The organism is Pseudomonas sp. NPDC087690, from assembly GCF_044743175.1.
In the GTDB taxonomy this organism is placed as follows: Bacteria; Pseudomonadota; Gammaproteobacteria; order Pseudomonadales; family Pseudomonadaceae; genus Aquipseudomonas.
Genome location: NZ_JBIUVX010000027.1, coordinates 21697 through 44375, shown reverse-complemented (window position 1 = coordinate 44375; position 22679 = coordinate 21697). Strand labels below are relative to the sequence as shown.

Here is a 22679-nt window from a genome sequence, read left to right as displayed (position 1 = left end):
TTTTCAGCGTCATGAAGATTGCATTCCAGCCATATTGCCGCCCTCAAAGCCTTCGGGCACACTGCCCGCCGTTTGATTCCAACCCGGGAAAATGCACATGCACGCGATCATGCTCAAGGCCAAACTGCACCGCGCCGAAGTCACTCATGCAGTGCTCGACTACGAAGGCTCGTGCGCCATTGATGGCGAGTGGCTGGACTTGTCCGGCATCCGTGAATACGAGCAGATCCAGATTTACAACGTCGACAACGGCGAGCGTTTCACCACCTATGCAATCCGTGGCGAAGAGGGTTCGCGGATGATCTCGATCAACGGCGCCGCCGCACACAAGGCCAAGGTCGGCGATCGGGTGATCATCTGCGCCTACGCCCATTACAGCGAAGCGGATCTGGTCAATTTCAAGCCGCGCATGCTCTACATGGGACCGGGCAATGAGCTGAGCCATACCAGCAACGCCATCCCGGTTCAGGTTGCCTGATCGCGTATCACCTCGTTCCGTTTGTCGGCCAGTTCCCGCTCTCGATGTTAAAAAAGTACAGGGATCTGGTCAGACAAAGTCAAGACAGAACGCAGCGCGAGGTTTACTGTATTCGCCCTGTGTCCAGAAATCGTGGCGACACAGTTGGCCCCACGCCCAAACATGGCGTGTCGTGGCTGTTCAGTGTTTAAAAGGCCGTTCAAGTAAAAAGGAAAACCGCAGCGATGGCGTACTACCGCACTCCTCACGACGTTACCGCTCTGCCCGCCTGGCAAGCGTTGAAAGATCACCGCCAAGCCATGCAGGATTTCAGCATGCGCGAAGCCTTCAACGCCGATCCGCAGCGCTTCAATCAGTTCACTCTCAGCAGCTGCGGACTGTTTCTCGACTATTCGAAGAATTTGATCAACGCCGAGACCCGCAATCTGCTGGTGGGTCTGGCCAACGAAGTTGATCTCAAGGGCGCAATCAAGGCGCTGTTCGACGGCGAAATCGTCAACTCGTCCGAAGGCCGCCCGGCGCTGCATACCGCCCTGCGCCGCCCGGTAGGCGACAAGTTATCGGTCAACGGCGTCAACGTGATGCCGGAAGTCCACAAAGTGTTGAACCAGATCACCGATCTGGTCGGCCGCATCCACGACGGTCTGTGGCGCGGTTACACCGAGAAGCCGATCACCGACGTGGTCAACATCGGCATCGGTGGCTCGTTCCTCGGCCCGGAGCTGGTGTCCGAAGCGCTGCTGTCGTACGCACAGAAAGGCGTACGTTGCCATTATCTGGCGAACATCGACGGCAGCGAATTCCACGAGCTGACGCAGAAGCTGCGCGCCGAGACCACGCTGTTCATCGTTTCGTCGAAGTCGTTCAACACCCTCGAAACCCTGAAGAACGCCCAGGCTGCTCGTGCCTGGTACCTGGCGCAGGGCGGTTCGGAAGCCGAGCTGTATCGTCACTTCATCGCCGTCTCGAGCAACAACGCGGCAGCCGTGGCGTTCGGTATCCGCGAAGAAAACATCTTCCCGATGTGGGATTGGGTCGGCGGTCGTTATTCGCTGTGGTCGGCCATCGGTTTGCCGATTGCCCTGGCCATCGGCATGTCCAACTTCAAGGAACTGCTGTCCGGTGCCTACACCATGGACCAGCATTTCCAGACCGCGCCGTTCGAACAGAACATGCCGGTGCTGCTGGCGCTGCTCGGTGTCTGGTACGGTAACTTCTGGGGCGCGCAGAGCCACGCGATCCTGCCGTACGACCACTACCTGCGTAACATCACCAAGCACTTGCAACAACTGGACATGGAATCCAACGGCAAGAGCGTGCGTCAGGACGGCACGCCAGTGTCGACCGATACCGGTCCGGTGATCTGGGGCGGCGTCGGCTGCAACGGTCAGCACGCTTACCACCAGTTGCTGCATCAAGGTTCGCAGCTGATCCCGGCCGACTTCATTGTGCCGATCGTCAGCTTCAACCCGGTTTCCGACCACCATCAGTGGCTGTACGCCAACTGCCTGTCGCAAAGCCAGGCGCTGATGCTCGGCAAGACCTTGCCGGAAGCCGAACAAGAGTTGCGCGACAAGGGCATGAGCGAAGAGCAGGTGCACAAACTCGCACCGCACAAGGTGATCCCGGGCAATCGTCCGAGCAACACCCTTGTGGTCGAGCGCATCAGCCCGCGTCGTCTCGGCGCACTGGTGGCGATGTATGAACACAAAGTGTTCGTGCAAAGCGTGGTCTGGGGCATCAACGCCTTTGACCAGTGGGGCGTGGAACTGGGCAAGGAACTGGGCAAAGGCGTTTACAACCGCCTGGTGGGCAGCGATGAAACCGTTGCCGATGACCCTTCCACCCAAGGCCTGATCAACTACTTCCGCGGTCGTCACCGCGGGTGATCAGTCGCTTGATAGAGAGCCCCTGAAGTTCAGGGGCTTTTTTTCGTCTGGCGTTTGGCGTGGATTTCGCGCTGACAGCCAGATCGTTTCCCCCTCACCCCAGCCCTCTCCCCCAAGGGCGAGGGGGAAAGGGAGCCGATTTTCGCGCTTTTCATTACTTGAGTTGGACTCAGGAATTTCAGGTCGATGTATCAAGCCCAAACACCTCGGTCAGTCCCCTCTCCCTTTGGGAGAGGGTTAGGGTGAGGGGCTCTTCGCGGTGGGGAGCCGTCTGCCGCCCTTGAACCCTTGCCCCCATCGGCGCATCTTTATCCTTGTCGCACCACAAGAATAAGGAACCGTCATGTTCGATATCAGCACGTACCCCAAAGCCGATGCCGTCCGCCGGGCTGCGCAATTGACTCAGGAAGACTATCGGCGCCTGTACCGCGAATCCATTGAACACCCCAGCACCTTTTGGGCCGAACAGGCCACGCGCTTCCTCGACTGGAGTACGCCGTGGCAAACCGTTCAGCGCTATGACCTGAAAACCGGTGAAGCCGCCTGGTTTGCCGGGGGCAAACTGAACGTCAGCTACAACTGCATCGACCGCCACCTCGCACAACGCGGCGAGCAGACCGCCCTGCTCTGGGAAGGCGACGACCCTGCCGAATCGGCGCAAATCACTTACAAAAAGCTCCACCACCATGTCTGCCGACTGGCCAATGTGCTGAAAAGCCGTGGCGTGAAGAAAGGCGACCGGGTGTGCATCTACATGCCGATGATCCCCGAAGCCGCTTACGCGATGCTTGCCTGCTCGCGGATCGGCGCGGTCCATTCGGTGGTGTTCGGCGGTTTCTCCCCGGACTCCCTGCGCGACCGCATTCTCGATGCCGACTGCCGCACGGTGATCACGGCGGATGAAGGCGTGCGCGGCGGCAAGTTCGTGCCACTGAAACAGAACGTCGACAAAGCCCTGCAGAGTTGCCCGGACGTCAGCACCGTTGTAGTGGTCGAGCGTACGCAGGGCAAAGTCGAATGGGTCGAGGGCCGCGACCTCTGGTATCACCAGGCCGTGCGCGACGTCAGCGACGATTGCCCGCCGGAGCCGATGGACGCCGAAGATCCGCTGTTCATCCTTTACACCTCCGGCAGCACCGGCAAACCCAAAGGCGTGCTGCACACCACCGGTGGCTACTTGCTGCAAGCGGCGATGACCTTCAAGTACGTGCTCGATTACCGCGACGGCGAAGTGTTCTGGTGCACCGCCGACGTCGGCTGGGTCACCGGCCACAGCTACATCGTCTACGGCCCGCTGGCCAATGGCGCGACCACGCTGATGTTCGAAGGTGTGCCGAGCTACCCGAGCAGCTCACGCTTCTGGCAGGTGATCGATAAACACAAGGTCAACATCTTCTACACCGCCCCCACCGCCCTGCGCGCATTAATGCGCGAAGGCGCCGAGCCGTTGAAGGAAACGTCGCGCGCCAGCCTCAGATTACTCGGCAGCGTCGGTGAGCCGATCAACCCGGAAGCGTGGGAATGGTATTTCAACGTCGTAGGAGAACAACGCTGCCCCATCGTCGATACCTGGTGGCAGACCGAAACCGGCGGCATCATGCTCAGCCCGCTGGTCAGCGCACAACGGATCAAGCCGGGTTGCGCCACGCAGCCGCTGTTCGGCGTGCAACCGGTGCTGCTCGATGAACACGGCAAGGAAATCAAAGGCGCCGGCAGCGGCGTGCTGGCGATCAAATCCAGTTGGCCGGCGCAGATCCGCAGTGTCTATGGCGACCCGCAGCGAATGGTCGATACCTATTTCAAACCCTACCCCGGCTACTACTTTACCGGCGACGGCGCGCGCCGCGATGAGGACGGCGATTACTGGATCACCGGGCGCATCGACGACGTGATCAACGTCTCCGGCCACCGCATCGGTACGGCCGAAGTGGAAAGCGCACTGGTCCTGCACGACAGCATCGCCGAGGCCGCCGTGGTCGGTTACCCCCACGACGTCAAAGGCCAGGGCATCTATGCCTTCGTCACGCCCATGAACGGCGCCGAACCGAATGACGAGTTGAAGAAACAATTGCTCGACCACGTCAGCAAGGAAATCGGCAGCTTCGCCAAACCGGACCTGATCCAGTGGGCGCCAGCCTTGCCGAAAACCCGCTCAGGCAAGATCATGCGGCGCATCCTGCGCAAGATCGCCTGTAACGAACTCGACAGCCTCGGCGACACCTCGACCCTGGCCGATCCGAGCGTGGTACAGGGCCTGATCGACAAGCGCCTCAATCAGTAACATCCCGGGCGCGGTCTACTGGTCGCGCCCGCCCTTCTTCACTGAGTGGTCATGGAATTCATCCGCAGCCGTATCGAACAGCAACTCATGAGCCTGACCGGGCTGTCCCTTGGCCAACTCGACCTGGAAAACCCCAAGGGCGATCCCGGCCTGTTCGGCCCCGACTCGGTCAGTTGGCAAGTGCACGGCGACTTCAGCAGCATGTTGATCGGCGGCATCAGCGCGTTGCTGCTGCAAGCGCTGCATCCGCTGGCGTTGGCCGGGGTTTGGGATCATTCGAATTTTCGTCAAGACATGCTCGGGCGCTTGCGCCGTACCAGCCAGTTTGTTTCCGGTACCACATTTGGATCGCGACGAGACGCCGACTGGTTGATCGAGAAAGTCCGAACCATTCACTTGCAGGTGGTGGGCACCGCACCGGATGGCCGGCCCTACGCGGCGAGCGATCCGGATTTGCTGACGTGGGTGCATGTGGCCGAGGTCAGCAACTTTCTCGCGGCGCATTTGCGCTATCGCAATCCGCACTTGTCGGCGGCCGATCAAGATCGTTATTACGCGGAAATCGCCGTGATTGCCGAACGCTTGGGCGCACGGGATGTGCCGAAATCGCGGCAGGCCGTGGCTGATTATCTGCAACGGATGCGCCCGCAGCTGCTGTGCGACGAGCGCAGCCGTGAGGTGTTGCGCCTGTTGCTCGCCGCGCCGGCACCGAGTGTTCTCGCGCGGCCGTTTGGCGATTTGATGATGAAGGCCGGTATTGATCTGCTGCCGGACTGGGCCAGTGCCATGCTCGATGTGCGGCAGAGTTCGCTGCAACGCCAGCTGATTCGCGCCAGCGTCAGACGCAGCGCGCCGATGCTGCGCTGGGCGATGCGCAATGGCTCGGTGCAACGGGCCAAACGGCGGATGGGCTTGCTGAGCTGAAAGCTTCGTCAGGCCCTTCGCGAGCAGGCTCGCTCCCACAGGAGATTTGATTTGCAGCACAGATCCCATGTGGGAGCGAGCCTGCTCGCGAAGGGCGCAACTCGATTGCCCACCAAGCTGCTAAACTCCCGCGCCCCAATTCTCTCCAGCAAGGCGCCCGCATGTCTTCCTTGAATCAGGCGCTGCGCGCCGCCCTCGATCAACGCCAGGATCTGCTAGCCGAGTTGCACCGCCAGGGCACCGATTGCTATCGCTTGTTCCATGGCAGCCAGGAAGGCGCCGGCGGTCTGACCATCGACCGCTACGGCCCGCAATTGCTGGTGCAAAGCTTCCACCAGACGCTGGAACGCGACGACCTGCTGCAACTGCACGCCATGGTCAATCAGACATTGGGCCTGGAAACGTTGCTGGTTTACAACGACCGCTCCCGTGGCAACTCGCGTATCGACCGTGAAGACAGCGTCTACAAGGCCGACGACGCTGCGCTGGTCGATCTGATCGGTCACGAATGGGGCCTCAATTACCGCGTGCGCGGGCGTCACGCCGGGCAGGATCCGCTGCTGTTCCTCGACCTGCGCAACACTCGCGGCTGGGTCAAGGATCACGCCAAAGGCAAATCCGTGCTCAACCTGTTCGCTTACACCTGCGGTGTCGGCCTCAGCGCAGCCGCCGGTGGCGCGAGTGAAGTGTGCAATCTGGACTTCGCTGAAGGCAATCTGGCGGTCGGTCGCGAGAACGGTCAGCTCAACCCGCAATTGCCGGAAATGCAATTTATCCAGTCCGATTACTTCCCGGCCATCCGCCAACTCGCCGGCTTGCCGATCAGTCAGCGCCGTGGACAAAAGCTGCCGAGCTATCAGCGCCTCGATCAGCGTCAATACGATCTGGTGCTACTCGATCCACCGGCATGGGCCAAGAGCGCGTTCGGCACCGTCGACCTGCTGCGCGACTATCAGAGCCTGCTCAAACCGGCCCTGCTGACCACTGCCGACAACGGCGTGCTGATCTGCTGCAACAATCTGGCGAAAGTCAGCATGGACGACTGGCGCGAACAGGTGTTGCGCTGCGCCGAGAAGGCGGGCCGGCCAGTCCGCGAGTGGAGCGTAATGACCCCGGGCGCCGACTTCCCGTCGATGGATCAGCAACCGCCGCTGAAAACCCTGATCCTGCAGCTATAAACAACCCTGTGGGAGCTGGCTTGCCAGCGATTGCGGTGGGTCAGTCAACAAAGTCGTCGACTGGTATGCCCTCATCGCTGGCAAGCCAGCTCCCACATGGGTTCTGTGTTTTGAGAAGAATCTGAACAATCCTGCCCCATGCGAGGTACTTCGGAACCAGAATCGCGTGCCATACTCCAAGGCACTCCGATTCAGACAGATGAAGCCGCACATGCCCAAAGGATTGATTCGCGCGATTGGCGCCTTGTTGACTGCTCTGGCTCTCTACAGCCTGCTGGGGTTTCTGATTTTGCCGGGCATCGCCCTGCGGGTGGCCAACCAGCAGTTGGCCAATTACGCGACGGTGCCTGCGCATATCCAGCGCATCGAGCTCAACCCGTTCAGCCTTGAAGTCACCCTGTGGGGGCTGGTCATCGGCGAACCGGGCAAGGAACAGGTCGGTTTCGAACGCCTGTACGCCGACCTGCAAATCGACAGCCTGTGGACAAAAGCGCTGCACCTGTCCGACATCGAACTCGACAAGCCGAAGAGTGAAATCCTCTTTGCCAAAGACGGCAAGCTCAACCTGCTCGGCCTGTTCAACGTGCCGGCCAGCGAGCCAACACCGGCCGACCCGAACGCCAAACCGTTTCCGCTGCGCATCGACAACATCAAACTGGCCGGCGGCGTCGTGCATTTTCAGGATGTGCGCCCAAGCGAACCCATCGAGTTCCTCTACGACGATCTGAATTTCGAGCTGAAGAATCTCAGCACCCTGCCCGAAGACAGCGCCGACATGACTTTGGTCGCCATCGGCCCGCAAGGTGGGCGAATCGACTGGGCCGGTAATTTCAGCCTGATCCCTTTCACCTCCGAAGGCACCCTGAAAGTCACCGACGGCAAGATGAAAGCCTTTTGGCCCTACGTGCGTGACTCCGTGCCGCTGGTACTCGAAGACGGCGTGATCAGCCTCAGCACTGAATACAAACTCAATCTGTCGAAAGAAACCGAACTGCTGCTCAATAACGTCGCCGTGAGCATCGCCCCCTTCGCCATCAAGGCCCCAGACGGGCGCCCGCTGGCGAAACTCGAACGTCTGGACGTCAGCGAAACGTCGGTGGATCTGGCCAAGCAACAAGTCGTGGTCGGCAAGATCCGCAGCCAGAAACTGGAAACCTGGGCTGCCCTTGAAACCGACGGCCAGCTGGACTGGCAGAAACTGTTCGCCAGCCAACCATCGAAACCGGCCGCCAAAGCCGCCGCCGAACCGGCAACGACACCGGCGGCTGCAGACTCGCCGAAAGCTGAACCGAACGCCCCGAGCAAACCGTGGCAAGTGCTGCTCAAGGATGTGCAACTGCGCAATTACACCGTGCACCTGGCAGACCGTTCGGCGAATCCGCCGGTGGCGCTGGATATCACCCCGCTGAACGTCGACCTGGAAGGTTTCGACAGCCTCAACGGCTCGCCCTTCAAGCTCAAGCTCGACAGCGGGCTGGGCAAACAAGGCAAGATCAGCGCTGATGGCACGGTCAATCTGGCCCCGGTCAATGCTCAGCTCGATGTGAAAACCCAGGACATCGACCTGCGTGTCGCGCAGTCCTACATCAATCCGTTCATTCGCCTCGAACTGCGCAGCGGCATGCTCGGCAGTGACTTGAAGGTCAATCTCAAAAGCACTGAACCGCTGGCGCTCAGCGTGACCGGACGGGCGCAGATCGATCAATTGCACACCCTCGACACCCTGAAAACCCGCGACTTCCTCAAGTGGCAGCAGGTGGTGGTCGAAGGCCTCAACTATCAGCACGGCGACAGTCTGTCGATCGACAAGGTCAACCTGTTCCAGCCTTATGTGCGATTCATGATCAACGACGATCGCACTACCAACATCGACGACCTGCTGATCCCGCAGCCCGCCGACAGTGGCGCGAAAACCGCAGCGGCAAAACCGGCCAGCAAAGACAAACCGCTGGGCATTCACATCGGTGGTATCGCGATCAATGACGGCTCGGCCAACTTCGCCGACTTCAGCCTGACACCGAACTTCGCCACCGCCGTGCAGCAGCTCAACGGTCAGATCGGCACCATCGACAGTCGCCAGGCGAAACCGGCGAGTGTCGACATCAAAGGCAAGGTCGACCGTTATGCGCCAGTGACCATCAAGGGCGCGGTAAATCCCTTCGATCCGATGGCCAGTCTCGACATCGCTACCAGTTTCAAACGCGTCGAGCTGACCACGCTGACCCCCTACTCCGGCAAGTTTGCCGGTTACCGGATCCGCAAGGGTCGGCTCAATCTCGACCTGCATTACCTGATCACCAAAGGTCAGCTCAAAGCTGAAAACAAAGTGGTGGTCGAACAACTGCAACTCGGCGAAAAAGTCGACAGCCCGGATGCCGTGAGCCTGCCGCTGAAACTGGCGATTGCCCTGCTCAAGGACGTCGACGGCAAGATCTCCATCGAATTGCCGGTGACCGGCGACTTGAACAATCCGCAGTTCAGCGTGATGCCGATCGTCTGGCAGACCCTGCGCAACCTGATCGTCAAAGCCGCTGCCGCCCCGTTCAAATTGATCGGGGGGCTGGTCAGTGGTGGCGGTTCGCAAGACCTCGGCACCGTGTCGTTCGCGCCGGGTTCCAGTGAGCTGAACAAGGACGCCGAAGCCGCGTTGGTCAAGCTGTCTCAAGCGCTGAAGGAACGTCCGGCATTGCGCCTGGAAATCGAAGGCACCGCCGCCAAAAGCAGTGACGGGCCGTTGCTCGCCGAACAGCGTCTGGAGCGTGAATACCAGTACAACTACTACAAGATGCTCCAGCGTCGTGGCGACAAAGTACCGGCTCAGGCGTCGCTGATCGAAGTGCCGGACAGCGAGAAAGGTCCGCTGCTCGAAGGCATCTATCGCACGCGTCTGAAAACCCAGCCACCGGCGCAATGGAAGGACTTGGGCAAGGAAGAACGCACAGCGAAGATGCGCGACGGCGTGATCCAGTTCTGGAGTGGCAGCGATGTGCTGCTGCGTCAGTTGGGTCAGGACCGTGCCAGCAGCATCAAGGATTATCTGGTCGATAAAGGCCAACTGGCAGACGACCGCGTTTACTTTATCGATGCCAATCTTGGTGAGGCCGAGAGCGACGGCCGCGTGGTGACGCAAATGCATCTGGATGCCGAGTGATGAAACAACAGTGGCTGGCCTTGCTCGCAATGACGCTCGCGGCCAGTCACGCCTCGGCGTCCGATACGCTGCGCTGCGGCAGTCAATTGATCAGCCTTGGCGACCGCTCCAGCGAAGTCCTGCAGAAATGCGGTGAGCCGGTCAGCCGTGATGTGTTGGGCTACAAGCGCAGCGCCAATCGCCGCGAGGAGTTTCAGGTCGAGGAGTGGACCTACGGCCCGAGCAACGGCATGTACCAATACCTGCGCTTCGAAGGCAATCGCCTGCGCCAGATCAACAGCAAACGCGGTAATTGACCCGCAGCGATCCCCTTGTAGGAGTGAGCCTGCTCGCGATAGCGGTGTGTCAGTCAGCAATTCAATTAGCTGACACACCGCTATCGCGAGCAGGCTCACTCCTACATTTGTTTTGTATTGCCCCGCAAATAGAACAGGCCCCGACACAAGTGGCGGGGCCTGTAATGGTCACATCCGTGTGACCGTTCGCATGAACTCTAAAGTTGCGGCAGACGTATGGCTCGGCCCGTCTGTCGCGCCTTCTCCCGGTCCAGGCGAGAAGTCATGCCTTACTCGGCTTTGAGGCCGTCAGCGGAGACCGCTTTGACGCCTTTGATTTTCTTGGTGATGTTCACTGCGGTGGTTTTCTGAGCCTCGGTCACGGCTACAGTCGACGACAGCGAAACAACGCCTTTGTTGGTTTCTACTTTGATGTCGGTGCCTGGAATGCCTTTTTCGGTCACCAGGTCACTTTTGACTTTGGTGGTGATCCAGGTATCGGAAGTAGCTTCTTTAGCCTGGGTGACTTCACCGGCGGCCAGAGTCATTGGAGCCTGGGTGGCCTGGGTGGTTTGTGCGAAAGCGCCGGTCATGGTCAGGGTCAGCGCGGTAGCAGCAGCGGCAGTGATAGCGAACTTCTTCATACGAGTAACTCCTGTTTTTCTGGAAAGTCTGCTGGATTACTTGTCAGCAGGGTTACCGAGGTAGTTGCGAACGCTGTGCCAACTTTTTCAAAGACATAAAATCCTTATAAATCAATAATTTATGAATAATGAAAAAATCCGGATTCATGCAAAATGCATGACTCGGGGAATATTCACATGCAAGTTGCGGTTTTTTGAAAAGTTCCTAAGACGCTGAAATTATTGAAGCTTTTGTGAAGCGACAGGCAATGAAAAATGCCCCGCAAGTGCGGGGCATTGATTCGTTTGCAAGCGAGGATCATGTACCGCTGGCAGTACAACCTTTAGGCGAGTAGTCCGCTGACACAGTCGTTGCACATGACCATCCGTTGGCGGCGGTACGACTCAACGTAATCGTTTTGCCCAGCACCGGGGCCGGCGCATTGGCAATCGTGCACACGATAGATCCCGCCCCATCAGCCGCAGTCCCCGAAGCCGACAACGAGCAGTTGGAAGTCGTGGTTACCGCGTCGCCTTTGACAATGGCGAGCGTAGGATTGGTCCCTTGATTGATGGTGTCTTCAAACGGCACCTTGAGTGCGCTGATTTCAGCCAGGCCCGCCGTTACCTTCGAGCGCGCCTGATATTTCGAATACTGCGGCAAGGCGATTGTCGCCAGAATCCCGATGATCGCCACAACGATCAGCAGCTCGATCAGAGTGAAACCTTGTTGTTTTTTCATAGACACGCTCCATGCATGAGTCGAAATCTCATGATCTGAAAAGGACGCAGCATAGGCCATGCCAATGCACGCGAGACCCCGTGCATTGGATATGAAACGCGAGCAGCGCCGTTTCCTACAACCTGCAACCGCACTATCTGACACTTTTTGTCACCTGCACCTGGCGTGTTTGGCGCTGTCACTTGACTAGGCTATAAGTCATGAACTGCAAGCGTGCGGAATCCCCATGAATGACATCGCTCTGAGCGGTCTGGCCAAGCAATTGGTGCAGGCCGAACTGCTGACCGAAAAAAGCGCCCAGCAGGCCTGGCAGCAGGCCCAGCGCAACCGGCTGTCGCTGGTCAGTTATCTGGTACAGAACAAACTGGTGAAGAGCTCCCAGGTGGCCGAAATCGCCTCGGAGCATTTCGGCATGGCGTTCCTTGATCTCAATTGTCTGGACAAGGAAACCCAGCCCAAGGGACTGGTCAGCGAAAAACTCGTGCGCCAGCACCATGCCCTGCCCTTGTGGCGACGCGGCAACAAGCTGTTCGTGGGCATTTCCGACCCGAGCAATCATCAGGCGATCAACGATATCCAGTTCAGCACCGGGCTGAGTACCGAGGCCATTCTGGTCGAGGACGACAAACTCACCGATGCCATCGAAAAATTCTTCGACACCCACGCCAGCGGCCTGGAAGACATGGCCGACGTTGATCTCGACGGCCTCGATGTCGAAGCCATCGATGACAGCAAACAGGAGGCTATCGGTGGACTCGACGCCGATGATGCGCCGGTGGTGCGTTTCGTTCACAAGATGCTGCTCGATGCGATCAAGAGCGGCTCGTCCGACCTGCATTTTGAACCCTACGAGAAAAACTACCGTGTACGGGTGCGCACCGACGGCATGCTGCGCGAGGTGGCAAAGCCGCCGATCCAGTTGGCCGGGCGGATTGCCGCACGCCTGAAAGTCATGGCCAGCCTCGATATTTCGGAGCGGCGCAAACCGCAGGACGGGCGGATCAAGATGCGCCTGTCGAAGAGCAAGTCGATCGATTTCCGGGTCAACACGCTGCCCACGTTGTGGGGCGAAAAAGTGGTGATCCGGATTCTCGACCCGTCCAGCGCACAGATCGGCATCGACGCGCTCGGCTATGAACCGGCGCAGAAAGACCTGTACATGGCGGCACTCAAGCAGCCGCAAGGGATGATTCTGGTCACCGGCCCCACCGGGTCGGGCAAGACCGTGTCGCTGTATACCGGCCTGAATATCCTCAACACCGTCGATATCAATATTTCCACCGCCGAAGATCCGGTGGAGATCAACATGGAAGGCATCAACCAGGTCAACGTCAATCCTAAACAGGGGCTGGACTTTGCTCAGGCCCTGCGCTCGTTTCTACGGCAGGACCCGGACGTGATCATGGTCGGCGAGATTCGCGACCTGGAAACCGCCGAGATCGCCATCAAGGCGGCTCAGACCGGCCACCTGGTGCTGTCGACCCTGCACACCAACAGCGCGGCGGAAACACTCACACGCCTGCACAACATGGGCATCCCCGGTTTCAACATCGCCACGTCAGTGAGCCTGATCATCGCCCAGCGCCTGGCACGCAAATTGTGCAGCCACTGCAAGAAGCCCATCGAGATCCCGCGCGAAACCCTGCTCAAAGAAGGTTTCCCCGAGGAACGCATCGGTCATTTCACGATCTACGAGCCGGTCGGTTGCGATCACTGCAACGGCGGCTATAAGGGACGCGTGGGGATTTATGAAGTGGTGAAAAACACTGCGCAGCTGCAACGGCTGATCATGGCCGAGGGCAACTCGCTGGAAATCGACAGCCAGATGCGCCGCGACGGCTTCGACGACCTGCGCACCTCAGGGTTGCACAAGGCCATGCAAGGCATCACCAGCCTTGAAGAAATCAACCGGGTCACCAAGGACTGAACATGGCGGTCAAGGCAGCGAAAATCAGCGTCTACACCTGGGAAGGCATGGACCGCAAAGGCAGCAAGGTCACGGGAGAACTGAGCGGGCAAAACCCCGCACTGATCAAGGCACAGCTGCGCAAACAGGGGATCAACCCCGGCAAGGTGCGCAAGAAGTCCGCCTCCTTGCTGAGCTTCGGCAAACGCATCAAGGCTCAGGACATCGCCCTGTTCACCCGGCAGATGGCGACCATGATGAAGGCCGGCGTGCCGCTGTTGCAGTCGTTCGACATCATTGGCGAAGGCTTTGAGAACCCGGCCATGCGCAAACTGGTGGACGAAGTGAAACAGGAAGTCGCGGCCGGTAACAGCTTCGCCACGGCCCTGCGCAAGAAGCCGCAATATTTCGACGAGCTGTATTGCAACCTGGTCGATGCCGGCGAGCAGTCCGGTGCCCTCGACACACTGCTCGAACGGGTCGCGACCTATAAGGAAAAAAGCGAACGCCTGAAAGCCAAGATCAAGAAAGCCATGACCTACCCGACTGCCGTGGTATTGGTCGCGGCCGTGGTGACCGGGATTCTGCTGGTGAAAGTGGTGCCGCAATTCCAATCGGTTTTCTCGGGTTTCGGCGCCGAACTGCCGGCCTTCACCCTGATGGTGATCAGCCTTTCCGAATTCATGCAGCAATGGTGGTGGGCGATCCTCGGCGTATCGGTGGCAGCCATTTTCGGCACCCGCCACGCTCTGAAAAAATCTCAGGAATTGCGAGACCGTCGCGACACCTGGCTGCTGAAACTGCCCTTGGTCGGCACGCTGATGTACAAATCCGCCGTCGCCCGTTTCGCGCGAACCCTGTCGACGACGTTTGCCGCCGGTGTACCGCTGGTGGAAGCACTCGACTCGGTGGCCGGCGCCACTGGCAATGTGGTGTTCAAGCGCGCGGTGCTGCGTATCCGCCAGGATGTCTCCACGGGTATGCAGTTGAATTTTTCGATGCGCAGCACCGGGGTCTTTCCCACCATGGCCGTGCAGATGACCGCGATTGGCGAAGAGTCCGGCGCACTGGACGAAATGCTCGACAAGGTCGCAGGGTTTTACGAAGAGGAAGTGGATAACATGGTCGACAACCTCACCAGCCTCATGGAGCCATTCATCATGGTCGTGCTGGGGGTGATCGTCGGTGGGCTGGTGGTAGCCATGTACCTGCCGATTTTCCAACTCGGCTCTGCGATCTGACATGCCTATCGACGAACTGTTTGCCCTGTATCCGCTGGCCTTCGTTTGCACCGCACTGCTGCTGGGCCTGGTGGTGGGCAGCTTCCTCAACGTGTTGATCTGGCGTCTGCCGAAGATGCTCGAGCGCGATTGGCGCCAGCAGGCCCACGACGTACTGGGCTTGCCTGCGGAACGACCGCTGCCCACCTACAACCTGATGCTGCCCCACTCCGAATGTCCGCATTGCGCGCATCGAATTCGCGCCTGGGAAAACATTCCGCTGTTCAGTTATCTGGCGCTGCGGGGGCGTTGCTCAGCCTGTGCGTCACCGATCAGCAAACGGTATCCATTGACCGAACTGGCCTGCGGCCTGCTCTCGGCATTCATCGCCTGGCATTTCGGTTTTGGCTGGCAGGCTGGTCTGTTGATCTTTCTCAGTTGGGCTTTGCTGGCGATGAGCCTGATCGACATCGAGCATCAATTGCTGCCCGATGTGCTGGTACTGCCGTTGCTGTGGCTGGGTCTGATCGTCAACAGTTTCGGGCTGTTCGTACCGCTGCATGACGCGCTGTGGGGCGCAGTCGCCGGTTACATGGCGCTGTGGTCGGTGTTCTGGCTGTTCAAGCTGTTGACCGGCAAGGACGGCATGGGTCATGGCGATTTCAAGCTGCTCGCGTTGTTCGGCGCCTGGGGTGGCTGGCAGATTCTGCCGCTGACGATTCTGCTGTCCTCGCTGGTGGGTGCGATTATCGGGGTGATTGTGTTGCGTTTGCGCGCTCAGGAAACCTCAACGCCAATCCCTTTCGGTCCCTATCTGGCAATTGCCGGCTGGATTGCCTTGCTCTGGGGTGGTCAAATAACCGACTTCTATTGGCAGTTTGTCGGTTTGAAATGAATACCCCTGTGGAAAAACCCTGGATTCTCGGCCTGACCGGCGGCATTGGCAGCGGCAAAAGCGCGGCGGCACAGCACTTTATCGACCTCGGCATCCATGTGGTCGACGCAGATCATGCGGCGCGCTGGGTGGTCGAGCCGGGTCGCCCGGCACTGGCAAAAATAGCCGAACACTTCGGCCCCGGCGTTTTGCAGGCCGACGGTACGCTGGATCGCGCCGCCCTGCGCAAACTGATCTTCGAGGTGCCGGAACAACGCCGCTGGCTCGAAGCCCTGCTGCATCCGCTGATCGCCGAGGAAATCGCTCATCATCTGGCGCAGGCACAATCGCCCTACGCGATTCTGGTTTCGCCGCTGTTGATCGAGTCCGGGCAATACGCGATGACCCAGCGCATCCTGGTGATCGACGCCCCGCAACAATTGCAGATCGAGCGTACCCTGCAGCGTGACCAGACCAGCGAACAGCAGGTTCAGGCGATCCTCAAGGCCCAGTCGAGCCGTGAAGACCGCGTGAGCCGCGCCGACGACGTGGTGGTCAACGACCGCGACCTCGCCTGGCTGCACAGCGAAGTCGAGCGTCTGCATCACTTTTACCTGACTTTATCCGGAGGCCAAGCATGAGCCAGACCCCAACCGTTGAATGCCCAACCTGCGGCGCGCCCGTTGAATTCACCCCTGAAAACAAGTTTCGGCCGTTCTGCTCTGATCGCTGCAAGCTGATCGACCTCGGCGCCTGGGCGTCGGAAGAACACAAGATTCCCGTTGCACCTGATGCCGAGGATGAACTGTTTTCCGGCGATTTCGATCCGCGCCACTGATCCCGATCAGGGCCGCATAAAGCCGTAGTCCTGATCGTCGTCGAGGTTTTCCGCCAAAAAGCGCAACTCGTCGGCCAGGTCTTCGGCGTTGCGCACCGCCTTGCTCTGTTGCACCACGGCACTGAGCAAGGCGCGCAAACTCAACCCCGGGTCAAAGCCCACCTCCTGCGCCATTTCCAGACTTTGCCGGGTCTCCTGCCTTGCCCACTCGTACACACTCATGTCGCCGCTCCTGAAGGGATTTGCGCGAGCATGAAATTTCGCGCGCATGGCGGGTTTGATATGGATCAAGACTTGGGATCGTCATCCTTCCACGGCGCCGAAAGGTAGCGCGTGCGATTGAACGTCTCCAGCCATTCCGGGCAGAACACCACCAGCGCACTGACGACCATGCCGTTGATGAACGCCTCGGGAAACAGCAGCAGCCACAAATAACCGATGAAGTCTTCCAGCCACTCCGGCATGGCGAAGAGACCGTCGTACCACAGCAGCGTCAGACTCAAGATTAGACATAACAGCGCGGACAACGCCGCAGCGAAGAATCCGGAGCAGAAGATGTACACGAACGGATTACGTGGCTGTGCGCGCTCGACGAGGATCGCCACACATTCAGTGATCAACACCGGTAACAGGATCAGCAGCGAGCCATTGACCCCGACCGCCAGCAGATCCTGACGACCCAATAGCACCAGGCCGATCTGTGCAATCAGGCCTGCGACAATTGCCAGCGGCCAATCCAGCAGTAAAGTCACAGCGGTCATGCCGATAAAGTGATACGACACGCCGGTGTCGAAATCCCTGCGCACCAGCCACAACAGAAACAAGGCGAACACCGTGCCGAACAGCAGATGCTGACGGCGGCTGTCGCTGAACAACTCGACCCACGGCGCACGCGCGATCGCCCACAGCAGCACAGGCAGGTAAATCAGCCAGCCGAGCGTCAGGCTCGCTATCGAAAGCAGTTCAGCTCCAATCATGACCCTCACCTTCCTACGACACATCCCCCTGTAGGAGCTGCCGCAGGCTGCGATCTTTTGACTTTAAAAAGAACAGGATCAAAAGATCGCAGCCTTCGGCAGCTCCTACAAGTGCACGATGACGCGGGGATCTGTAAACATCAGCCAAGCAAAGCTTTCTGCTTGTCGCATTTGAACGCTAAGCTTGGGCTTATGGATGACTCAGATTATTTACGCCTGCTGACCATCGCGGCCGAGCAGGCCAACGCGTTCCTGTCCAATGCCCGCAAATGGGAGCGTGAGCGTTGGGTTTGCCAGCGCCTCCTGCAAGGCTTGAACATTCCTTACCGTGTCGACGAATTCGCGCCGGCCGGTGAGCCGCCGGACGTGCTGTTTCGCGAGGCCAATTTCGAAGTGTTCTTCGTCCTCGATGAAGGGCGCCGGCTCAATGACGAATGGCGCGATGAACTGCAGCGTCGCCGCAGTGCATTTTCTCTCAGCCAACTGGTGCGCCGAGAAGCCAAGCCCAAGCGCATCCCGGCCAATGAGTTCCTCATGCGACTGGCACCGACCTTGCGCAAAAAAGCCCACAACTACAAAGAACGCGGCATGGATCTCGGCGAGCTGGACATCATTGCCTTCGCCAGTCTCAAGCGCGAAGTGCTGGATCTGAACAGTCACTTCCCGCCGCCCACCGAATATTTGCGTCAGGGTTGGCGCTCACTGTCCCTGGTCGGCCCGACCTTCGCCCGCGTGCTGTTCGCCCATCCGGATGCGCCGGATTTCTTGCGCAGCAACCTCGGACGCAGCATCGTCTTTGACGTCGGGATCAGCCTGTGACGCCGCTTCAGCAGTTGATTGCCGACGTACCGCAGTCCGGCCGTGTGCGCTGGATCGGCGTGCGTCCGGAATCCCGTGGGCCGATGATCGAGCTGGATGCCGTCGAGGCGCGGCTCGAAGCCGGGCTGACCGGCGATCATGCGCGCCCCGGTGTGCGCAATGCGCGGCAAGTGACGCTGATTCAGTGGGAACATCTGGCCGTCATCAACGCCTTGATGGGGCGTCCGGACGATCAACCGGTCAGACCTGAAGATCTGCGGCGCAATCTCGTTATCAGCGGTATCAATTTGTTTAGCCTGAAGGGTCGGCGCTTTCGCATCGGTCAGGCAATATTCGAAACCACCGGTTGGTGTCAGCCTTGCGCGCGCTTGCAGAACAACCTTGGCCCCGGCACCTTTCAAGCCGTGCGCGGGCATGGCGGAATTACCGCGCGGGTGTTACAAAGCGGGATCATCCGCCTTGAAGATAGCGTGAGCGTCGAACCGGTTCCGGACAGCGGCTATGCTGCGTTCAACCCCGGATAAAAACCGCTGTAGCTTCTGCCCATTCAGCAACGTCTACCTGACGAGGCAAATATGACCAGCCGCCTGAACCCTGAAGACCAGAAACATGTCGAAGAGTACCTGCAACTGTCCCAACACCGAGTCGAGCGCCGACCTTTCCGGCCGTGGATGCTCCTCGTGCTGGTGCTGGCAGTGACCATTGGTCTGGGCCTGTTGAGCCGATTTATCAGTTACCTGACGCTATGAGCTGCCTCGCGCTCGCTTGGGTAACCGCACCGATTTCCTTTAAAAACCTTGCGAGTTATCCCCATGTCCCATCGTATTGTTATTGTCGGCGGCGGCGCCGGCGGTCTGGAGTTGGCTACCCGTCTGGGTAAGACTCTGGGCAAGCGTGGCACCGCCAGTGTGATGCTGGTCGACGCCAACCTGACGCACATCTGGAAACCACTGCTGCACGAAGTGGCCGCCGGATCGCTGAACTCCTCCGAAGACGAACTCAACTATGTTGCCCAGGCTAAATGGAACCACTTCGAGTTCCAGCTGGGGCGCATGAGCGGGCTCGATCGCGCACAGAAGAAAATCCAGCTGGCAGCGACCTACGACGAAAACGGCGTAGAACTGGTGCCGGCGCGTGAAGTGCAGTACGACTCGCTGGTCATCAGCGTCGGCAGCACCACCAATGATTTCGGCACTCAGGGCGCGGCGCAGCACTGCCTGTTCCTCGACACCCGCAAACAGGCCGAGCGTTTCCACCAGCAACTGCTCAACCACTATCTGCGTGCGCACGCCGGGCAAACCGATGTCGTCGAGCAGATCAGCGTAGCGATCGTCGGTGCTGGCGCGACGGGCGTCGAGCTGGCGGCAGAACTGCACAATGCCGCCCATGAGCTGGCGGCGTATGGCCTGGACCGGATCAAACCGGAAAACATGCACATCACCCTGATCGAAGCCGGGCCTCGGGTGTTGCCTGCCCTGCCGGAACGCATCAGCGGGCCAGTGCACAAGACGCTGGAGAAACTCGGGGTCAATGTCATGACCAACGCCTCGGTCAGCGAAGTGACGGCGGACAGCCTGATCACTGCCGACGGCAACGAGATCAAGGCGAGCCTCAAAGTCTGGGCTGCCGGTATCCGCGCGCCAGGTTTCCTCAAAGACATCGACGGCCTGGAAACCAACCGCATCAATCAACTGCAAGTGCTGCCGACGCTGCAAACCACCCGCGATGAAAACATCTTCGCCTTCGGCGATTGCGCGGCCTGCCCGCAACCGGGCACCGATCGCAACGTACCGCCGCGTGCACAAGCAGCGCACCAACAGGCATCGCTGCTGGCCAAGTCGCTAAAGCTGCGCATCGAAGGCAAGACCCTGCCGGAGTACAAATACACCGACTACGGCTCGCTGATCTCACTGTCGCGTTTTTCCGCCGTGGGTAACTTGATGGGTAATCTGACGGGCAGTGTGATGCTCGAAGGCTGGCTGGCGCGAATGTTTTACGTGTCGCTGTATCGTATGCACCAGATGGCGCTGTACGGGCCGTTCCGCACGGCGATGCTGATGCTGGGCAGCAAGATTGGCCGTGGCACCGAGCCGCGCTTGAAACTGCACTGATGTAAGACCTGTAGGAGTGAGCCTGCTCGCGATAGCGTTGTGTCAAACGACAACGATGTTGCCTGATACACCGCTATCGCGAGCAGGCGAAGGCCTACATTTGATTTGTGTTTCTGTCTCGTAATGTATCTGCGTCCGTAATATCTAACCTTCGCTTACAAACTCCCCAGCTGCGCGACACAGTCGCGATACACCGCCACCGCTAAATGGCCACACCCGAGCAGCAACTGCTCAGGCTTTCGCCCTTAACGTGTGGTTGCACAGCGAGCCCAGGAGAATCCAGATGTCCCGTACTTCGACCCTCGGTAAAAATTCCATTGGCCTGATCGGCGCAGCCTTGGCTGGTGGCCTGATGCTGTCCGGTTCGGTAATTGCCGCTCAACCACTGGCGCAGGGCTACATGGTCGCTTCGGCGGAAACCTCGGTGAAAGCGCCGGAAGGCAAATGCGGTGAAGGCAAATGTGGCGATGCCTCGATGGCCAAGACTGACAGCGACGGTGACGGCAAGGTCTCGCGCGCCGAATTCCTCAAAGTCGCGCCGAAGTCCGACTTCGACAGGATCGACACCAACCATGACGGTTTTATCGACGAACAAGAGGCCTACAACAACGTGAAGGCCAACTTTGAATCCAACGGCAAGAAAATGCCCAAAGGACTGTTCGAGCACCTCAAAGATCAAGACGGCGCCTGATCAGCAGAAAAAACCAAGCCGCGCTTCCCCTGAGAGAAACGCGGCTTTTTCACGTCTGGCGCTTACAACTGGAAGCGCCGCACCATGCCCTGCAAGGCATTGGCCAGTTGCGACAATTCATGGCTGGATGCACTGGTCTGGTCGGCACCGGCGGCAGAACGTACTGACAAATCACGAATGTTCACCAGGTTGCGATCCACTTCCCGGGCTACTTGCGCCTGCTCTTCGGCGGCACTGGCGATCACCAGATTGCGCTCATGGATCTGATGCACTGACGCGGTAATGGTTTGCAGCGCTTCACCGGCGCGCTCGGCGAGCGCCAGCGTGGTCGTGGCACGCGCGGTACTGGCCTGCATCGAATCCAGCGCCAGGCTCGAACCGCTGCGCATGCCCTGGACCATCTGCTCGATCTCCTGCGTCGATTGCTGCGTGCGATAAGCCAACGCCCGCACTTCATCGGCAACCACGGCAAAACCTCGTCCGCTCTCACCCGCACGCGCCGCTTCAATCGCTGCGTTGAGTGCCAGCAGGTTGGTCTGCTCGGCAATCGCCCGAATCACGTCCAATACTTTGCCAATGTTCTGCGACTGGTTGGCCAGTGATTGCACCAACTCACCGGTCTGTTGCACGTCACTGGCCAGCGCGTTGATGGCCGTGGCGGTCTCACTGACGCGCACCTGGCCCAGATGCGCCGACTCGCTGGACTGACGAGTCGCGTCAGAGGTCGACACGGCATTGCGTGCGACCTCCTCCACCGCTGCCGTCATCTGGTTGACCGCAGTGGCGGCTTGTTCGATTTCATTGTTCTGCTGTTGCAGCCCCTGCGTGCTGTCGAGCGTCACCGCATTGAGCTCATCGGCAGCCGTTGCCAATTGCGTCGCCGAACCGCTGATGCCTTGCAGCGTCTCACGCAGGTTCTGCTGCATGGTCGCCAAGGCTTTGAGCAAGCGACTGACTTCATCATTGCCATGGGTTTCGATTGGCCGGGTCAGATCACCCTGCGCCACACTTTCTGCTGCGCTCACGGCACTGCTCAGCGGCCGGACGATACTGCGCGTGAGCATCATCGCCAGGGCGACTGTGGCCAGCGCGGCCAAGGCAATGAACAAGCTGACAATCGTGCGCGAGTTTTCGTAGTGCGCAGCGGACTTCTGGCTCTCGGCAGCGACCTGTTTGGCGAACAGATCCGCCAGGTCGTTGAGTTGTTTGCCGGAACCATCGACGACGGTTTTCATGTCGACCAGCAATAACCTGGTCAGCTCATCACGCTTGCCTTGCTCGGCGAGGGTGAAAGATTGAGCGATGCCACTGCGATAGGCGGCGAAGGTTTTCTTGAACTGGTCGTATAGCTGCTGGCCTTCCGGGGTGTTGACCAGTTTGTCGTAAGCGGCGATTTTCTCGCTCAGCTCCTTGTCGCGGGTGTCCATCTGGCTGCGGTAAGTCGCAATGTTGGCCGGATCCTGATCCAGCGCCATGCGCAGCGAGATGGTGCGGATGCGCAGCATGATCTCGCGAATCTCGTCGCCGCCACGAATACTCGGCAGCCACTGGTTTTCTACCGCGACTTCACTGTCGCGAATACTCGACATCTGCCCGAGCGCAAACACACCGAGCAAAGCCACCAACACCGCGATCAGGGCGAATCCCAGGGCAGCCCGGGGAGCAATATTCAACTGACGAAGCAACATGACGCACGCCCTTA

22 protein-coding genes and 1 pseudogene are annotated in these 22679 nt (G+C 59.4%); 17 read left to right on the top strand and 6 right to left on the bottom strand.

Going from position 1 to position 22679, the window contains the following annotated elements:
• The first annotated feature begins 97 nt into the window (after positions 1-97).
• From panD to ACIPIZ_RS21255, 7 genes are all read left to right on the top strand, one after another.
• The gene (panD, locus tag ACIPIZ_RS21285) at positions 98-478 is read left to right on the top strand and encodes an aspartate 1-decarboxylase (protein WP_122660837.1); all 381 of its coding nucleotides are present in this window, start codon (positions 98-100) and stop codon (positions 476-478) included.
• A gap of 224 nt (positions 479-702) precedes the next feature.
• A complete protein-coding gene (gene pgi / locus ACIPIZ_RS21280) occupies positions 703-2367 on the top strand; it encodes a glucose-6-phosphate isomerase (RefSeq protein WP_064392473.1) in 1665 nt (554 codons plus the stop codon).
• A gap of 343 nt (positions 2368-2710) precedes the next feature.
• Entirely contained in the window at positions 2711-4648 is a 1938-nt protein-coding gene (gene acs / locus ACIPIZ_RS21275) for an acetate--CoA ligase (RefSeq protein WP_401167243.1), read from the top strand.
• A 51-nt stretch (positions 4649-4699) separates the two neighbouring features.
• On the top strand, positions 4700-5572 hold the full coding sequence (locus ACIPIZ_RS21270; protein WP_064392470.1) for an oxygenase MpaB family protein: 873 nt from the start codon (positions 4700-4702) through the stop codon (positions 5570-5572).
• Between the two features lie 161 nt (positions 5573-5733).
• Positions 5734-6750, top strand: coding sequence for a class I SAM-dependent rRNA methyltransferase (locus tag ACIPIZ_RS21265; RefSeq protein WP_105709396.1), 1017 nt, complete (start codon positions 5734-5736; stop codon positions 6748-6750).
• A gap of 199 nt (positions 6751-6949) precedes the next feature.
• Positions 6950-9901, top strand: coding sequence for a DUF748 domain-containing protein (locus ACIPIZ_RS21260; protein WP_401167238.1), 2952 nt, complete (start codon positions 6950-6952; stop codon positions 9899-9901).
• On the top strand, positions 9901-10197 hold the full coding sequence (locus ACIPIZ_RS21255; protein ID WP_122853788.1) for a DUF2845 domain-containing protein: 297 nt from the start codon (positions 9901-9903) through the stop codon (positions 10195-10197). The genes ACIPIZ_RS21260 and ACIPIZ_RS21255 overlap by 1 nt, the downstream gene beginning before the upstream one ends.
• A gap of 269 nt (positions 10198-10466) precedes the next feature.
• Here the strand turns inward: ACIPIZ_RS21255 and ACIPIZ_RS21250 are convergent, their stop codons facing one another.
• Positions 10467-10820 (bottom strand): BON domain-containing protein, encoded by a 354-nt coding sequence (locus tag ACIPIZ_RS21250; protein WP_064392464.1) that lies wholly within the window; start codon positions 10818-10820, stop codon positions 10467-10469.
• A gap of 298 nt (positions 10821-11118) precedes the next feature.
• Positions 11119-11541, bottom strand: a complete 423-nt coding sequence (locus ACIPIZ_RS21245; RefSeq protein ID WP_064392462.1) for a pilin — start codon at positions 11539-11541, stop codon at positions 11119-11121.
• A gap of 226 nt (positions 11542-11767) precedes the next feature.
• On the opposite strand from ACIPIZ_RS21245, the gene pilB reads away from it, so the two are divergent.
• From pilB to yacG, 5 genes are read left to right on the top strand one after another with little or no spacing between them, the layout of a single operon-like run.
• Positions 11768-13468 carry a type IV-A pilus assembly ATPase PilB gene (pilB, locus tag ACIPIZ_RS21240; protein ID WP_122660843.1) on the top strand — a complete coding sequence of 567 codons (1701 nt, stop codon included), beginning with the start codon at positions 11768-11770 and terminating at the stop codon, positions 13466-13468.
• A gap of 2 nt (positions 13469-13470) precedes the next feature.
• On the top strand, positions 13471-14688 hold the full coding sequence (locus tag ACIPIZ_RS21235) for a type II secretion system F family protein (protein WP_105709393.1): 1218 nt from the start codon (positions 13471-13473) through the stop codon (positions 14686-14688).
• Between the two features lies 1 nt (position 14689).
• Positions 14690-15562, top strand: a complete 873-nt coding sequence (locus ACIPIZ_RS21230) for an A24 family peptidase (protein ID WP_064392459.1) — start codon at positions 14690-14692, stop codon at positions 15560-15562.
• A complete protein-coding gene (coaE, locus tag ACIPIZ_RS21225) occupies positions 15559-16182 on the top strand; it encodes a dephospho-CoA kinase (protein ID WP_064392457.1) in 624 nt (207 codons plus the stop codon). The genes ACIPIZ_RS21230 and coaE overlap by 4 nt, the downstream gene beginning before the upstream one ends.
• On the top strand, positions 16179-16379 hold the full coding sequence (gene yacG / locus ACIPIZ_RS21220; RefSeq protein WP_064392456.1) for a DNA gyrase inhibitor YacG: 201 nt from the start codon (positions 16179-16181) through the stop codon (positions 16377-16379). Before coaE ends, yacG begins: the two co-directional genes overlap by 4 nt.
• Positions 16380-16385: 6 nt before the next feature.
• On the opposite strand, the gene ACIPIZ_RS21215 is transcribed toward yacG, so the two are convergent.
• Positions 16386-16601, bottom strand: coding sequence for a hypothetical protein (locus ACIPIZ_RS21215; RefSeq protein WP_007959584.1), 216 nt, complete (start codon positions 16599-16601; stop codon positions 16386-16388).
• A gap of 65 nt (positions 16602-16666) precedes the next feature.
• The gene (locus ACIPIZ_RS21210) at positions 16667-17356 is read right to left on the bottom strand and encodes an energy-coupling factor ABC transporter permease (protein WP_064392454.1); all 690 of its coding nucleotides are present in this window, start codon (positions 17354-17356) and stop codon (positions 16667-16669) included.
• Between the two features lie 192 nt (positions 17357-17548).
• Here ACIPIZ_RS21210 and ACIPIZ_RS21205 point away from each other — a divergent pair, with 192 nt between their 5' ends.
• The 5 genes from ACIPIZ_RS21205 to ACIPIZ_RS21185 all read left to right on the top strand — a co-directional run bounded on the left by ACIPIZ_RS21205 (position 17549) and on the right by ACIPIZ_RS21185 (position 20977).
• Positions 17549-18175, top strand: a complete 627-nt coding sequence (locus ACIPIZ_RS21205) for a DUF1780 domain-containing protein (RefSeq protein WP_064392452.1) — start codon at positions 17549-17551, stop codon at positions 18173-18175.
• Complete coding sequence (locus ACIPIZ_RS21200) at positions 18172-18699, top strand: MOSC domain-containing protein (protein WP_064392450.1); 528 nt, start codon at positions 18172-18174, stop codon at positions 18697-18699. Before ACIPIZ_RS21205 ends, ACIPIZ_RS21200 begins: the two co-directional genes overlap by 4 nt.
• Before the next feature lie 51 nt (positions 18700-18750).
• Positions 18751-18924 (top strand): DUF3094 domain-containing protein, encoded by a 174-nt coding sequence (locus tag ACIPIZ_RS21195; protein ID WP_007909875.1) that lies wholly within the window; start codon positions 18751-18753, stop codon positions 18922-18924.
• A 63-nt stretch (positions 18925-18987) separates the two neighbouring features.
• Positions 18988-20286 (top strand): NAD(P)/FAD-dependent oxidoreductase, encoded by a 1299-nt coding sequence (locus ACIPIZ_RS21190; protein ID WP_016986237.1) that lies wholly within the window; start codon positions 18988-18990, stop codon positions 20284-20286.
• A gap of 283 nt (positions 20287-20569) precedes the next feature.
• Entirely contained in the window at positions 20570-20977 is a 408-nt protein-coding gene (locus ACIPIZ_RS21185) for an EF-hand domain-containing protein (protein ID WP_401167233.1), read from the top strand.
• A 62-nt stretch (positions 20978-21039) separates the two neighbouring features.
• Here ACIPIZ_RS21185 and ACIPIZ_RS21180 read toward each other — a convergent pair whose 3' ends face one another.
• Together ACIPIZ_RS21180 and ACIPIZ_RS21175 are read right to left on the bottom strand one after the other, a co-directional pair.
• Positions 21040-21903, bottom strand: coding sequence for a methyl-accepting chemotaxis protein (locus tag ACIPIZ_RS21180; protein WP_371920188.1), 864 nt, complete (start codon positions 21901-21903; stop codon positions 21040-21042).
• Positions 21895-22665: pseudogene (locus tag ACIPIZ_RS21175) on the bottom strand (MCP four helix bundle domain-containing protein); the annotation flags it as partial. The pseudogene ACIPIZ_RS21175 and the gene ACIPIZ_RS21180, both read right to left, overlap by 9 nt.
• Positions 22666-22679 lie beyond the last annotated feature (14 nt).